This is a genomic window from Rothia sp. HMSC066H02, from assembly GCF_001814995.1.
Lineage (GTDB): Bacteria > Actinomycetota > Actinomycetes > Actinomycetales > Micrococcaceae > Rothia > Rothia mucilaginosa.
Map to the genome: position 1 here is coordinate 151,482 of NZ_KV818688.1, position 15,404 is coordinate 166,885.

Genomic DNA, 15,404 nt, shown 5'->3' on the forward strand with positions numbered 1-15,404 from the left:
AGTAGGACGGATTCCACCTCCCCTAGCCAACCGCGAAGAGCCCACCTCAAAAGCCCAGCAAGAAACCCCCGCCAGCACAGTACCAAAAGTACTGCCCAGCGGGGGTTCCTAAAGAAGCCACATAGAGAAAACTACAGCTGCCCGAATCCTTGCGGGTAGATCGGCTCGTAGGTGTTGCGATTGCTGTAGCCGTCGCGGTCAACCACAATCACCCACTGCCCACGCAGATGCTCCACAGCCAGCGAGAAACGCCCCAGATACTTCAAATATTTGCGGATATCTTGCTTCTCCCCCGTCTCCTTAACGTAAAACGCAAGGTCCTTAGCCTTAGTCGTGTACAGGGTGCTCACCAGGATTTTTCGGCTCGTATTTTTAGCCTTTTCACCCGCGATAAGATCATCAGCAACATTGGCGCTCAGCACATTCTTATCAGCCGAAATAACCCACCCTCGCTTCTCCCTGTACAGGCGAAGAATTTCGGGGTGCAGCACCTTTTCCGGGTCCGTAACCTTAGAAAGAGGCTCCGTATCGCCCGTGTGGTAGAAGTAATTCATCGACGCAAAGAAGTACGCCAAGAATGCGTACAAGCCGGCGCGGTCGTAGTTATCCATTCCGGGCTGCTGAATAGGGTACGGCACGTTCTGCGCCGCCTGCGCCTCGGTAGCAGGAATGAAGCGCCCCTTACGTTCGAATGCCGTGTAGACGAGCGGCCCGGAGGAAGGCCCCAAGCTGTGGAGCTCATCGTACTTCTCCGTGGGTTCCAGGCGTACAAATTCCTGGTCACGCTTCTTATCGGCCTGGGACTCCAAGCCTGTCCCGTTGAGCAGTTTAGTGCCCCAGCCAAAACCTATCGCGACGAGGGCGGCACCGGCGAACACGCCAGCTCGTATAAACTTGGCGCGAGAAATCATAGACCTCATGAGCGCTCGTTGCTCGTTGTATCCGGGTCCGCCGTATCCGGGTCCACCAAAGTTATTCATCATGTTGCTCTCCCCTCCCCTAGCTCAAACTATTTTCTGGGATGAATTGGACGGGCCTCCACTCATTCGTGAATTGTGTGCGTAGAGTCCCGTGTATTGCGCCGTCACGGATCAGGCCGCGCGTATCAAAATCGGTGATGGGGTACACCTGGTTTGTGTCTTTGCGGTACACCTGAACTTCGGGAAGAATATCGAACCGCACGTTCCATTCCACAATTTTTAGCGTCTCGTCGATGAGGCGCGGCTGCCCCTCCAGAAGGTTCATGGTCAGAACCTTAGAGGCAGGCGTAATGACCCAGCCTTTACCCTCTTCGTAGAGGTCCTGAATGGCGGGGAAGAACATTTCTTCGCTGATATTGTCGATCCGCAGAACTGCCGGTTCGGAGGCGAGAATCATGTAGTTTTGGCAGGCGTAGTAGTAGCCCAGGTAGGGGCGCAGGTTTGACACCTTGTAAGCATTCGGCGTGTACCTCACGCCCGGGGCGGGTGCCGAGTAGGCGGGGTGGTCCCGGTTTGCGGGTGTGTAGGGCCCGATTACGCAGTCGGCTACATACGGGTATGTTCCGGTGTAGTCTTTTTCGTCAAAGAGTATTTGAGCGTTGACGGTCATTCTTTGCCTCCTTGGATTCGATGTTCACTAGTTGCCGTTTTCATAAGCTGCCGAGGCGGTTCTGGGCTGCTCGGGGCGGTTGGGTTCAACGGCTGGGCTTCTTCGCCCGCCTGTATTCGCTTGTCTGTATTTGTTTGCCTGTGGAGGTGCGTGCGCTCCCTGCTTCGCTCCCCCGCGGCAACCGTATGGGTACCGCCCGGTGAGCGCAGGGAACCTGTACATTTCCAGTCTAGTAAAGCTGCCTCTAAGCATCCCGGATAGAGGCACCAAACCCAGGGAATCCACAGCATATAGCCAGGAAGCAGCCCCAAAACCCCACCCGCATAGGGTAAGCCGGGTATGAGCGGGCATGCAGAAACCCCCGCCGGAACGGTACCGAAATACCGCTCCAGCGGGGGTTCCTTACACTAAAACCGTGTACTAAATCTGTGCACCCAGATTAGGCGCCCAGTGCCTCCAGGCCGGGCAGGGTCTTACCCTCAATGTACTCGAGGGAAGCGCCACCACCGGTGGAGATGTGGCCGAACTGCTCGTCCTTGAAGCCCAGGTTACGAACTGCCGAAGCGGAGTCGCCACCACCAATGATGGAGAATGCGTCAGAGTCGACGATAGCCTGTGCAACCGCGCGGGTACCCTCAGCGAAGGGAGCAATCTCGAACACGCCAACGGGGCCGTTCCAGAAGATGGTCTTTGCAGCCTTAATCTTCTCAGCGAAGATTTCGCGGGTCTTGGGGCCAATGTCCAGACCCTCAGCCTCTGCACCCAGCTTGCCACCGGTCAGGTCCTCAATGGGGCGAACCTCGGTGTTAGCGTCAGCGGAGAATGCGTCAGACCAAACAACATCCACTGCGGTGATGATCTCGGTGCCCTTCTCGGGAGCTTCCTTCAGGTAACGCAGAACGTTCTCGACCTGGTCCTTCTCCAGCAGAGACTGGCCAACCTCGTAGCCCTGTGCGTAGGCGAAGGTGTAACCCATGCCGCCACCGATCAGGATGGTGTCAGCCTTACCGATCAGGTTGTCAATCACGGCGAGCTTATCGGAAACCTTAGCGCCACCCATGACCACAACGAAGGGACGCTCGGGGTCGTTCAGGGTCTTAGCCAGAACGTCAACTTCCTTCTTCACCAGGTCACCCAGGTATGCGGGCAGACGCTTAGCAACGTCGTAGACGGAAGCGTGCTTGCGGTGAACCGCGCCGAATGCGTCGTTCACGTATGCGCCGTTCTCGCCGGTCAGTGCGACCAGCTCGTCAGCGAATTCGCCGCGCTCTGCGTCATCCTTGGAGGTCTCGCGTGCGTCGTAGCGGACGTTCTCAACAACCAGAACTTCGCCGTCAGCCAGGGCTGCTGCCTTAGCCTTTGCGTCCTCGCCGACCAGGTCGGTTGCAACCTTCACGGGCACGGATGCCAGCTCAGCCAGGCGTGCAGCTGCCGGTGCGATGGAGTACTGGGGGTCGACCTTGCCCTTGGGGCGGCCCAGGTGTGCGGTCACGATAACGCGTGCGCCAGCCTTGGCAAGCTTCTCAATGACGGGCAGGGATGCGCGGACGCGGCCGTCGTCGGTGACAACGCCGTCCTTCAGGGGTACGTTCAGGTCGGAACGGACGAGAACGTGGCGGCCTGCGACGCCTTCTTCGAGCAGTTCGGACAGTGCCTTAGCCATAGGATTTCCTCCTGGATAGGTGGGTTTATATACCGTTTCCATCATACCGAATAATAGGGTGTTTGCCAGCCTAAAAAATAGCTTTTATAAGGTGTTTCTCCGCAGAATATCGCGGATATTCGCACTCCCTAAAACCTATTTTCTTACAGTATTTTTGACCCAAAAAGAGCGACGGAAAATAGTATGTTTATACGTTTTTAAGAGGTTTATTCAAGACCCTTACAAAAGAGTCTTGGTACAGCAAACCCCGACTCCCCCGCTTGATGCGGTGGTGCCGGGGTTCACTATGCGTTAGTTACGCGGGGTGACGCTTACACTCGGTGAGCGTCGTAAGCCTATTGGGGCTTAGAGGGATGCCACAACCTTGTTGGTGAACATCACGAGGCGTGCAACGTAGCCGTACTCGTTGTCGTACCAAGCGATAACCTTCACCTGGTCGCCGATGACCTTGGTCAGCGGTGCGTCGAAGACGGTGGAGATGGGCTCACCCTCGATGTCCTTGGACACGATGGGATCCTCGTTGTACTTGATGATGCCCTTCATGGGGCCCTCAGCTGCTGCCTTGACTGCTGCGTTGACTTCCTCAACGGTGACCTCGCGCTCAGCGGTGAAGGTCAGGTCGGTGATGGAGCCGGTGATGGTGGGAACGCGGACTGCGAAGCCGTCCAGCTTACCCTTCAGCTCGGGCAGAACCAGGCCAACAGCTGCTGCTGCACCGGTGGAGGTGGGGACCATGTTCACAGCTGCTGCGCGTGCACGGCGCAGGTCGCGGTGGGGAGCATCCTGCAGACGCTGGTCAGCGGTGTATGCGTGGATGGTGGTCATCAGACCCTGCTTGATGCCGAATGCATCGTTCAGAACCTTAGCCATCGGAGCGAGGCAGTTGGTGGTGCAGGATGCGTTGGAGACGATGTGGTGGTTAGCTGCATCGTACTGGTCGTCGTTCACGCCCATGACGAAGGTGCCGTCGATGTTCTTACCGGGAGCGGAGAGGATAACCTTCTTAGCGCCAGCCTCGATGTGTGCCTTTGCCTTGCTGCCTTCGGTGAAGAAACCGGTGGACTCGAGGACTACGTCAACGCCCAGGTCCTTCCAGGGGAGGTTCTGGGGGTCACGCTCAGCGAGGATCTTGATTTCCTTGCCGTCAACAACCAGTGCGCCTTCCTTGACCTCGACCTCTGCGTTGAAGCGACCCATGATGGAGTCGTACTTGAGCAGGTGTGCCAGGGTTGCAACATCGGTGAGGTCGTTGATTGCGACGATCTCGAAGCCGACGCCCTCGGTCTGAGCTGCGCGGAAGAAGGTGCGGCCGATGCGGCCGAAGCCGTTGATTGCTACGCGTACAGTCACTGGAGTATCTCCTTGTCAGTGCGTTGGTGGCGGTGTACAAATCCGATGCCTTGCAGGCTCTGGTTTAGTCGGATTCGTCCGTGCTCTATGTTGCCCGGTGCGTTCCGCCGTTGTTGGTAACAATCCTACCCTAGTTTGTGTGTGTTTTGGTGTGTTCTATCGAGAAATTTTTGTGAGTTGCGCCATAAAAACCGGCAAAAACCCGTTGTTTTCTGTTGGTTTGCGTTGTGTTCACCCTTAGAAAATGTTGCGATACGGTCACGGCAACATAAACACACATGAAACGCACATTTGCTAAAAACCGCGCCATATCAAGGCAAAATGTGAGGGTAAAAAATACCCTTTCACTTGCGAATGGCTTTCAAAGAGGCCCCGTGAACTCACGGGCAGTGCAAATTCTCACGCGAAAACAGACGACCCCAACGTAAGACACACCACAGCCCAAAACGGGTTAAAAACTCCCCCGGAGCACAGTTTTCGTGTCGCGTTTCGTGTCGCCCGCGGCGCGGCGCGGGGACATGTTACACGGGACGAACTTTGAGCACACCGGATAGGCGGCTAGTACACGATCCTAATAAACAACCAGCCTAATAAACGACCAGCGCCACAGCACCCAGGCCCGAATGAGCAGACAGTACCGGCGGGAGCGCGCTCACCAAAAACTCCGGTGCCGAAGAAGCGACAGAATCATGACCCAGGGAGCTCTCCCCCAGCATCTGCTGAACCTGTTCATACAGCTGCACCGCCTGCGCCGCATTACCCACATGATGCACCGCAACCACCTCACCGCGCGGGGATGCGGCAAGCGAAGAACTAGCGGGGTCGGCGGCGGTAGAGCCCACTGAAGCAGAGCTGAGTGCCGCCGCATGCTGATGCTCACGGCAGGTCTGCACGGTCACCTCCACCAGGCGCTCCAGGGCGCGCGCCGCAGTGCGGGGGCGCTCCACATACGCCAGCTTGCCCTCGGTGATCGTGCCAATCGGCTTAATCTGGAACATCTGACCCACCATCGCCAACGCCGGGGAAACACGGCCACCGCGGCGCAACGCATCCAAGGTCGGGATATAGAAGTAGAGCGTGGACTGCTCGCAGACGGACTGAATGTAGTCCACCAGCTGCGCGGGACTCGGACATTCAACACTCGCGCCTGCGGATGCAGAGTTCAGCACCTCCAGGGCACGCACCACCGCGTGACCGTAGGCACCCGCGACCGTGCGGCTATCCACCACGCTCACACCCTCGGAACCCAGGCGGCTCAGGCGGGCACCGGTGCGCGCCGCCTCCACCGTGCCCGAAAGCTCACCGGACAGATGCACAGACACCACGTGCGTAAAACCGCGCGACGCCAACTCGTCATACACATCAGCGAACACACCCGGCGCGGGCCCGGAAGTGCTCACGGTCTGCCCCATCACGTGCGCGAGCATAATCGCCTCGTCCACCTCGGCGGCGGTCAAATCCTGCAGCTGACGGTCCGGCGCGCCCGGCGTGCGAATAGTCACCGGCATTGGAACCAGCGCAAAATTACCGCGAGCGCTCAGACGCTGAACCAGCTCCGGGTCGAGGGCTGCGGCGCTATCGGTAACCACGGCAATGCGGTTCTCTGCTTTGTTCTCTCGCTCCATATTCCGACCCTTCTTCCGGTTCGTCAGTGCATGATTCGACGACAAACCCTCTCCTAGCGTTCCCTGAACATTATGGCACTCATCACTACTGCAGTACAGCAAAGCCCCGCCGCGCCTCCGGCACGTTCCATGAAACGAACCGAAGCCACAGCGGGGCTTGTACTTTATCTAAGAAACTTCTTTATCTAAGAAGCTTAGATCACGATGTTCACGAGCTTAGGCGCACGCACGATCACCTTGCGGATCTCGGCGTCACCAATCGAACGCTGAACAGCGGCATCCGCCAGAGCCAGCTCCTGAAGCTCCTGCTCGGAGATGTCCTTCGCAACCTCCAGGCGAGCCTTGACCTTGCCCTTAATCTGCACGATAGCGGTGACGGTGTCATCCACCAGCAGAGCCGGGTCAACCTCGGGGAAGCCCGCGGTCAGAACCGGGGTGTCGTGACCGAGAGCGTGCCACATATCCTCAGCGGTGTACGGTGCGTACAGAGACAGCAGAATCGCGATGGTCTCAGCAGCCTTACGGACAGCCGGGTCAGCCGCGCCAGCACCGGAGTCAATAGCCTTACGGGTAGCGTTCACAAGCTCCATGGTCTTAGCAACAACCACGTTGAACTTGCCGTTATCCAGCAGGCCCTGAACCTCGTGCACGGTGCGTGCAATCAGCTTCTGCAGCTCCAGGTCACCGGCGGTTGCATCAACGCCGGGTTCGCTGGTGACGTCCTGGGCCACACGCCATGCGCGAGCCAGGAACTTCTGCGAACCAGCCGGGGAAACATCCGCCCAGTCCACGTCATCCTCGGGCGGGGACGCAAAAATCATGGTGGTGCGGATAGCGTCCACACCGAACTTGTCGAGCTGCTCACCCAGGTTCACGCCGTTACCCAGCGACTTGGACATAGCCTTACCGCCGTTGAGCACCTGACCCTGGTTCATGAGCGCCTTGAACGGCTCATCGTGCTTAATCAGACCCAGGTCGCGAACAACCTTGGTGAAGAAGCGTGCGTACAGCAGGTGCAGAATAGCGTGCTCCACACCGCCAACGTACATGTCGACGGCACCCCACTCGCTCATAGCCTGCGGGTCGAAGGGGCCCTCATCGAAGTTCGGGGAAACGTAACGCAGGAAGTACCAGGAGGAATCCACGAAGGTGTCCATGGTGTCCGAGTCACGGCGAGCCTGCTTGCCACACTCGGGGCAAGGCACAACAGCCCAGTCATCGGCAGCTGCAAGAGGCGACTGGCCCTTAGGAGCCAGCTGCTCACCGCGCAGGTTATCGGGCAGCAACACCGGCAGCTGATCCTCAGGCACCAGAACCTCGCCACAATCCTCACAGTGAATCACGGGGATGGGGGTGCCCCAGAAACGCTGGCGGGACAGCAGCCAGTCACGCAGACGGTAAATGACCTTACCCTCACCGGTGCCGGCAGCCTCAACCAGCTCAATAGCCTTAGTGAGCGCCTCAGCCTTCGGCAGGCCGGTCAGCTCACCGGAATTGATGAGCACGCCGTCACCAGCTGCGGCAACACCGCTGGTAGCCGGGTCCTCAGCACCCTCAACGTCCAGGACCTTCACGATGGGCAGGTCGAACTTCAGGGCGAACTCAAGGTCACGCTGGTCGTGCGCGGGCACAGCCATAATCGCGCCGGTACCGTAGTCAGCGAGCACGTAGTCAGAAGCCCAGACGGGCAGCTTCGCGCCGGTCAGCGGGTTAATCGCGTAGCGGCCGGTGAACACGCCGGTCTTCTCGCGGTCGGAGGACTGGCGGTCAATATCGCTCAGTGCCTTAATGTCTTCGCGGTACTGCTCCAGGGCAGCCTTGTGCTCGGGTGCCACAATCTGCTCGGCGAACGCCGCATCCGCAGCAACCACGATGAAGGTTGCGCCGTACAGGGTGTCCGGGCGGGTGGTGAACACGGTGAAGGACTCAGCAGCCTGGTCCTCGGTCGCCTCAATCTCGAAGCGCACCTCAGCACCCTCGGAGCGGCCAATCCAGTTGCGCTGCATGAGCAGAACACGCTCGGGCCACTTGCCCTCCAGCTGCTCCATGTCATCCAGCAGCTGCTGTGCGTAATCAGTGATCTTGAAGTACCACTGGTTCAGCGACTTCTTAGTCACGGTAGTACCGCAACGCTCACACGCACCGTTGACAACCTGCTCGTTCGCGAGCACGGTCTGGTCCTTGGGGCACCAGTTGACCATGGAGTCCTTACGGTACGCCAGGCCCTTCTTGTAGAACTGCTCAAACAGCCACTGAGTCCACTTGTAGTACTCGGGGTCCGAGGTGTGCAGGCGGCGGCTCCAGTCAGCGGCAATAGCGTAACGCTTGAAGGATTCAGCCTGAGTCTCAATGTTCTTGTACGTCCACTCCTTGGGGTGAGTGTCGTTCTTAATGGCTGCGTTCTCAGCGGGCAGGCCGAAGGAGTCCCAGCCAATCGGGTGCAGAACATCGTAGCCGCACTGCTTGAAGTAGCGGGCGTTCATGTCACCAATAGCGAATGCCTCCGCGTGACCCATGTGAAGGTCACCGGAGGGGTACGGGAACATATCCAGCACATACTTGCGGCCCTTGGGTGCGTGACCGGTGGGCTGGAAAACCTTCGTTTCGTCCCAGTAGGGGCGCCACTTGGCTTCCATAGCGCGGAAGTCGTACGCATTTTCGTTGCGTTCGGTCTCTACCTGAGCAGACACAGCGATTCCTTAAATAAAGACAGGTTGATAAAAACTTAACCCTCCAAGTGTAGCGCGAAACCCGCACCGCGCCAGAGTTGAGGCCGCCTCGACTACCAAATGGACGGCACCACCCACCCGACCACCTGCGCAATCACCCGCCCAACCACCGATGCGTCAGGCGGGTTTCAGAGCCCTTTCAGGCTTCTCCCCTAGAATTAAGAACGGGACTTTGCCGTCCCAGTACCCAACCCGCGAAAGGTACCCATGACCTCCACCGTTACCCCGGACTCCCCCAACACCTCGATTCTTGAGGGTGTGCCCGGCCCGCTCATTCCCGGCACCCGCCACGACGCCCTCATTGGTGAGGGCGCGCAGGCGGTTATGACCCGCTACTGGCAATACGGCAAAGGCATGAACGACGGCACCTTCCCCGAAGGCTCCTACCCTGTGCTGCTCGTGCACGGCTTCCGCGGCGACCACCACGGCCTGGAAATCATCGCGAACTACCTGCTGAAGCTCATCCCGAACGTCAGCATCATCAGCCCCGACCTGCCCGGCTTTGGCCGCTCCGCAGACCTGCCAGAAAACGCCCAGGACGAAAACAGCCATGGCGAAGATAATATCAACGCGTACGTGGCGTGGCTAAACGACTTTGTGGAACACACTAACCCCGCCCGCGAGGATGCACAGCCCCTACCGTTGCACCTGGTCGGCCACTCCTTCGGTTCCATCGTCACCAGCGCCTTCGCCGCCGCACACCCGAACTCGCTCGCACTGCTCTCGCTCATCAACCCCATTAGCGAGCCCGCCCTCGAAGGCAGCCAGCGCGTCGCCTCCCGCCTCGCATCCCTCTACTACCGCGCCGGCGCGGCACTCCCCGAAAAAATCGGCTACCCGCTCCTGCGTTCGCAGCTGATTACCCGCGCCTCCAGCGAAGTCATGATGCGCACCAAAGACAAGGCAATGCGCCGCTTCATCAACGGCCAGCACGCCGCCTACTTCGGCTCCTTCGGCTCCCGCCGCGGAGTGCTCAGCGCCTACGAAGCGTCCATTACGCACACCGCCGCCGAATACGCCGCCGCAATCCGAGTGCCGGTGCAGATGCTCGTCGCCGAAGACGACGACCTGGGCACCCCCGAAACCGCCCGCGCTATGTATTCGACGCTGACTTCCCGCAACTTGCCCGCCTCTTCGACCGGCGCCCGCGAGCGCCTGGACATGATCCCCGAAGTCGGGCACCTTATCCACTACGAAACCCCTCGCCTCGCGGCGGAACTCATCGCCGATTTCGCCGCCGAACACTAATGGAACGAGAAGTAAGGAACCAACATGAAACTCATGGTTGACGCCCGATACACCCGTATCGGCTTTCACGACGGCATCAGCCGCTACACCGCGTCCCTGCTGGGCGCGCTCAAAACCCTCATCGACACCGGTGACGAAGCCGCCACCGACCTCGACCTGACCATGATCATTAGCGACGAACGTCAGCTGGAGATGCTGCCGGATTTGCCGCACGTGAAGATCTGCTCGCCCACCGGCCCGCTCGAGCCGACCGCCTCGTTGCAGCTGAATAAGTACGCGCCGGACGTGGTGTTCTCCCCCATGCAGACCATCGGCTCCACCGGACGCAAATTCAAGCTGATCCTCACCCTGCACGACCTGATCTACTACTCGCACCCGACCCCGCCCGGGTTCCTGCCCGCACCGGTGCGCGTGGGCTGGAGGCTCTTCCACAAGACCTACACCCCGCAGCGCTTCCTGCTCAACCACGGCGACGCGGTCGTGACGGTTTCCGAGTCGACCGCCTCGCTGATTCGTGAGCACGAGCTGACCACCAAGCCGCTGTTCGTGGTGCCCAACGCCCCGCAGCCCGGCAGCGTGGTCTCCCGCCAGACCGCACTGGAACGCGCCACCACCCGCGAAGAGCAGCCCGTCAAGCACCTGGTGTACATGGGCTCGTTCATGCCGTACAAGAACGTGGAAACGCTGCTGCTGGCGATGCGTTCCCTGCCGGATTATCGCCTGCACCTGCTGTCGAAGATGCCGCCGCAGCGCCTGGTGCAGCTCACCGACGAACGCCTCATCGGTGAGAACGTGGAGGTGCACAACGGCGTGAGCGACGAGGAGTACCAGCAGATGCTCCGCCAGGCGCACGCCCTGGTGACTGCCTCCCGCGAGGAGGGTTACGGCCTGCCCGTGGTCGAGGCGCAGGCAGCCGGTTGCCCCGCGGTGATTAGCGACATCCCGATTTTCCGTGAGATTGCGCCGCACGCCGTGTTCGCACCGGTGGACGGTGCCCCGGAGGCACACGCCGCCGACTGGGTGAAGGCGATTCGCTCCCTGGAGGACACCGCCGTTCGCGGGCGCGTGATTATTGACGGCCTGTCGGATGTGCGCCGCTACTCCTGGCGCGACTCGGCACTCAAACTGCTGGAGGTCGTGCGCGGGCTCTAAAGCCTGCGTGGGGCAAAGAAATGCCGCCGCACTCCCCCGAAGCTCGGGAGGGTGCGGCGGCATTCTCGTATTTAGTTTGTGGTTGCCGGTAGGCGTATGCGGCTTGCGGTAAGGGAGTGCAAGGGTGGCTTGCGGCAAAGGTCTACAAGCGGCGGTTCGCTACACACTTCCTCCGCGCCGACGCAGGGAACCCGCCCTCGCAGAGCTCGGGCACCCTGAGGGCGCATCCGGAAGGTGAAGCCTCACCGCATCACACCGGAGCAGGAGTCCTTAGACCGTAGCAAAGCTACCAGTACGAGCCGCTTCCTTCGCAGCCAGCTCATCCGCATGACCGTACGCGTAGAAAATCTTCGCGTCATCCAGCTCAGCAAAACGAGCCAAGTAACGGCACACCGCGCCACGCTGAGCCTTCGTCATCGAGGACAGCAGAACAGGGTCCGGGTGAGTAATGCCGTTGTCGCGGCTCGGTGCCGAATCGCCGAACTCGGGCTCGTAATTAGAGGTGATATTGGTGAAACTCATCGGTGAGTACCTTTCCTTAGGGCGTTTCTTAGTGGAGCGCCGCAACAATGCAGACGCTGCCGGAGGCAACACCGCGAAAAGAACCTACGGAGATCATCGGAAGTCTCTTCGCAGTAGTGGTTGTGATACCTCTAAACTACCCAAGAGCTAATCAATGTTCAAGAACCATCAGGGAACGCCCCCATAGTGGACACGTTCCCGGTTGTCAGGAAGAAATCAGGGGCATCATAGCGGCATGCGACCGCCGAGTTCCCAACCGAACTAAAACCCACCCGAAAGCCAGCGTGAAAGCCAGCCTGAAAAGCAGAAATGCTGCCGCACTCACAAAGAGTGCAGCAGCATTTCAAAAGCTAATTATGCAGGCTACGCCATAGTTGCGTAGAGACCGCGTTCAGCATCCTTACGAGCCAGCTCGTAAGCGTGACCGTACGCGTAGAAAATCTTTGCGTCATCCAGCTCAGCGAAGCGCGCCAAGTAGCGGTAAACAGCTCCTCGTTCTGCGCTGGTCATGTCGGAAAGCAACACGGGGTCCGGGTGCATGACGCCGTAATTGTGTACAGAAGCAGACCCGCCGCATGCAGGTTCGTATGCGGGGGCGATCATAGTCTGAGTCACCAGTATTCATCTTTCGTTGGTGCGCACGGTTGTGAGGCGTACGCGAGGTTGAGTGATAGATACTGCCAACACCACCTCGACAAGCGCCGAAATAGTATCCGCAGTGCTGAATATATTACCGTGGATACGGAGACTACGCCAATTAGAATCATCCAAACCCCAGCAAATCTTAGGTGCACACGAATGCATAAAAATTCTGGGGTGCCCTTCCAACGGCACCGCCTAAGCGCCCTAAACTACAGCGCTCTGCCCTGCTTTACTCTCCTGCTTTTTCTCCCCTGCGAGGTTATGTTCCTCTGCATCCTCAGCGTCTTCATCCTCACCGTCAAGACCCAGAAGGGCCGTCACCATCGGCAAAGGATTGAACTCGCTCAGCTGACCCGTGCGGTCCACCTTGCGCATCATGAACGCACGCTGCAAACGCCGCTGAGTCCACGGCGAAAGCACCATCATCAGCAGCGCCTCCACCACAAAAATGCCGACCAGAATCCACATCAGCAGATCCGAAGAACCCGCCTGCTCGCGCAGCTGCTGAGCATCTGCCACCAGACGGTCAAAACCCTCCGAATGTAGGTGCGACGTATCAAGCCCAGTCAACGCGGACAGGCTCACCGGCGATGCCACATTCAGTAGCACCGACAGCATCAGCAGAAGCACCGCATACAGCCCGTAATGCATGGTGCGCATCCACTTCTTCACGCGCGCAAAACCGTGGTTCAGTTCCGTGCCAATATCGGTGAAAGCCGCCACCTTCTGCGACTGCTCGCCCGTCGGCATCATGTGCGGCACCAGGCGGTGCGAAAGCATCAACGGCACCGGCGAACACGCATCAAAATACTGCATGTGACTATTCACCGACGGGCCCGGCAGGGTCACAAAAGTAACGTCCACATCGGCGGGCTGAGTAATATTTGACCTGCCAATGCTGTCACCACGAGCGGAAATCTCGCACCGGTCAGCCACATCAAGATCCTGCAGCATCGGCGCGTAGGCGCGCACATACAGGTGGCAGGCGCTACGCACCGACATCATGAGCACCAGAATCAGCGCGCCCCAAAACGCCACGGAGGCGGCGGTCAGCTCAGGGACCGCGCCCTCAACACGCAACTGAGCCAGTAGCAGCATGAACACCGCGTACAGCATGAAAACGCCGTGCACGAAGAGCAGCGGAATCAGCCACTTCACGTAGGAGCGCGTGCCGTACGGGTTAACCAGGCGCACATCCGCCGGGGTGTTTACCGAGGTAGTTGCGGAGGTTTTTGCGGAGGTATCTGCGGAGGCGCTTTCCCGGGCGCTCTTGCGGCCAATACGCGCCCTACCCTTGAAGGCACCCGGCACGCTCGCAACCAGGGGTACCACGCTCAACGCTAGGGGCACCAGCATCGTATAGTGCAGCAGCGAACGGTACGGACCAAACAGCAGGGACGCCTCCACCAGCCACGAGAACGCCGCGACCGCGCTCACCCACAGAAGCATGGCGCGGTTACGGTAGCCGCCCGCAGCATCCAGGTGCCCCGGAGTGTCGTTACGGTCACTAGCGATAATGCCAATCGGGACCACGCCACTACCCAGGCCGTAGAAGAAACGAATCGGCTTCTTACCCGCCGCCGCACGACGACGCAGAAGCTCATAGCTCAAATACCCGCCCTGCGAATGGGCAATAATGCCCACCGCATCGCTACGGGAACTCAAATCGTCCAGCTGACGATCCAGACGCGCATAAATACGCTCCAAATCGCGCGACTCCGGGCTGGTCGCCGTCTGAATCAGCTGCGTCGGAATAGCCTTCACCAGCGCCCACAGCTCACGGGCACGACGAGCCAAAACCCAGCCCACAATACCCAGGCCGAGCACCGCCGCCAGACCCGTAAACGCACCCTGCGGAGTACCCAGAGACGCCACAAAAGCATCACGGAACGTCATGAGCGCCATAGCCGCCAGCACCAGCCACAGCGCCACGTTCACAAACCGCGCCGTAGAACGCAGCAGGTGCCCGGCACGCTCACGCCAGGTTACTCCGGGGCGCTCGTAGTAGAAGCAGAACATCAAAAACAGCGGCAAAACCGTCGCCAACCAGGGCAAATGCTCCTTCAACGGGCGGTAATGCTTGGGCCGCCAGAAGCCCTCCTGAAAAAGCAGGCTGCGGCGAGTGACCGTGCGAACCGGGCGCGGCTTCGGCTGAGGCAGGCGCGGAAGCTCAAGATTAGGCAGCTCGATGTTCGAGAAATCGATGTTCGGGAGCTCTACCTTGGGAAGCTCAATTTTCGGCAGCTCAATCTTAGGGAGCTCTACTTTAGGCAGTTCCACCTTGGGTAGGTCTATCTTCGGAAGTTCCACCTTGGGCAGCTCAACCTTCGGAAGTTCAACTTTCGGCAGACTGATTCTTATAGATTCTTTGGGCTCGGAGGCTTCGGCGGGTTCTTCCTGCGCGGAGTTCTCTTCAACCTGCGGGCTTTCCTCAACCGGGTCGGCGGGGTACTCCGTGCGCTCAATCGTCAACGAATACGTCAACTCGCTGTGGTGGCTCAGCGGGTTCACCTCAGCGGCAGACGGGAAGGTATCACCGTCAGGAATCACCTCAACACGAACCCGCGCAGAAGCCTCCTCGGCGGGGTTCTCTTCGGAGGCGGCAGCGGCATCCGCGCCCGTATTCAGCGCCAACAGGGTCTGCACACTATCCGCCACCGGCTTACCAAAATACGCGAGCGTCTCGCCGTGATTCTGATAGCCAATACCGTGAATCAGCAGCACCGCCGCATCATGGTGCTGACCCTTACGGTGCAGGGCACTCTTCGGATGCGCAGAAGCATAATCAGCCAGCCGCCGCTGCTCACCATCAGGCAGCGCACTACCCTTCAGCAGATGAGGCACCTTCGACAAGCCTCTCACCTCCTCAGCGCACAACGCGCC

The 15,404-nt window shown here is 59.4% G+C and carries 11 protein-coding genes; 2 read left to right on the forward strand and 9 right to left on the reverse strand.

What is annotated here, in order from left to right:
* Nucleotides 1-131 precede the first annotated feature (131 nt).
* The 6 genes from HMPREF2999_RS07935 to leuS form a co-directional block, all read right to left on the reverse strand.
* Nucleotides 132-920 (reverse strand): DUF6318 family protein, encoded by a 789-nt coding sequence (locus tag HMPREF2999_RS07935; protein WP_246823101.1) that lies wholly within the window; start codon nt 918-920, stop codon nt 132-134.
* 79 nt (nt 921-999) lie between these two features.
* Nucleotides 1,000-1,590, reverse strand: coding sequence for a DUF6318 family protein (locus tag HMPREF2999_RS07940; protein WP_070676284.1), 591 nt, complete (start codon nt 1,588-1,590; stop codon nt 1,000-1,002).
* A gap of 439 nt (nt 1,591-2,029) precedes the next feature.
* A complete protein-coding gene (pgk, locus tag HMPREF2999_RS07945) occupies nt 2,030-3,253 on the reverse strand; it encodes a phosphoglycerate kinase (RefSeq protein WP_049360764.1) in 1,224 nt (407 codons plus the stop codon).
* 345 nt (nt 3,254-3,598) lie between these two features.
* A complete protein-coding gene (gene gap / locus HMPREF2999_RS07950; protein WP_070676282.1) occupies nt 3,599-4,603 on the reverse strand; it encodes a type I glyceraldehyde-3-phosphate dehydrogenase in 1,005 nt (334 codons plus the stop codon).
* Between the two features lie 587 nt (nt 4,604-5,190).
* The gene (locus HMPREF2999_RS07955; protein WP_070676280.1) at nt 5,191-6,228 is read right to left on the reverse strand and encodes a DegV family protein; all 1,038 of its coding nucleotides are present in this window, start codon (nt 6,226-6,228) and stop codon (nt 5,191-5,193) included.
* A 194-nt stretch (nt 6,229-6,422) separates the two neighbouring features.
* Entirely contained in the window at nt 6,423-8,924 is a 2,502-nt protein-coding gene (leuS, locus tag HMPREF2999_RS07960; protein WP_371325963.1) for a leucine--tRNA ligase, read from the reverse strand.
* Between the two features lie 240 nt (nt 8,925-9,164).
* Here leuS and HMPREF2999_RS07965 point away from each other — a divergent pair, with 240 nt between their 5' ends.
* Nucleotides 9,165-10,205 (forward strand): alpha/beta fold hydrolase, encoded by a 1,041-nt coding sequence (locus HMPREF2999_RS07965; RefSeq protein WP_070676276.1) that lies wholly within the window; start codon nt 9,165-9,167, stop codon nt 10,203-10,205.
* 24 nt (nt 10,206-10,229) lie between these two features.
* On the forward strand, nt 10,230-11,357 hold the full coding sequence (locus HMPREF2999_RS07970; RefSeq protein WP_070676274.1) for a glycosyltransferase family 4 protein: 1,128 nt from the start codon (nt 10,230-10,232) through the stop codon (nt 11,355-11,357).
* A 270-nt stretch (nt 11,358-11,627) separates the two neighbouring features.
* On the opposite strand, the gene HMPREF2999_RS07975 is transcribed toward HMPREF2999_RS07970, so the two are convergent.
* From HMPREF2999_RS07975 to HMPREF2999_RS07985, 3 genes are all read right to left on the reverse strand, one after another.
* On the reverse strand, nt 11,628-11,879 hold the full coding sequence (locus tag HMPREF2999_RS07975) for a DNA mismatch repair protein (RefSeq protein ID WP_070676273.1): 252 nt from the start codon (nt 11,877-11,879) through the stop codon (nt 11,628-11,630).
* A 363-nt stretch (nt 11,880-12,242) separates the two neighbouring features.
* Nucleotides 12,243-12,494 (reverse strand): hypothetical protein, encoded by a 252-nt coding sequence (locus HMPREF2999_RS07980; protein ID WP_049327135.1) that lies wholly within the window; start codon nt 12,492-12,494, stop codon nt 12,243-12,245.
* Between the two features lie 231 nt (nt 12,495-12,725).
* Nucleotides 12,726-15,374 (reverse strand): aconitase, encoded by a 2,649-nt coding sequence (locus HMPREF2999_RS07985; RefSeq protein ID WP_246823111.1) that lies wholly within the window; start codon nt 15,372-15,374, stop codon nt 12,726-12,728.
* Between the last annotated feature and the right edge of the window lie 30 nt (nt 15,375-15,404).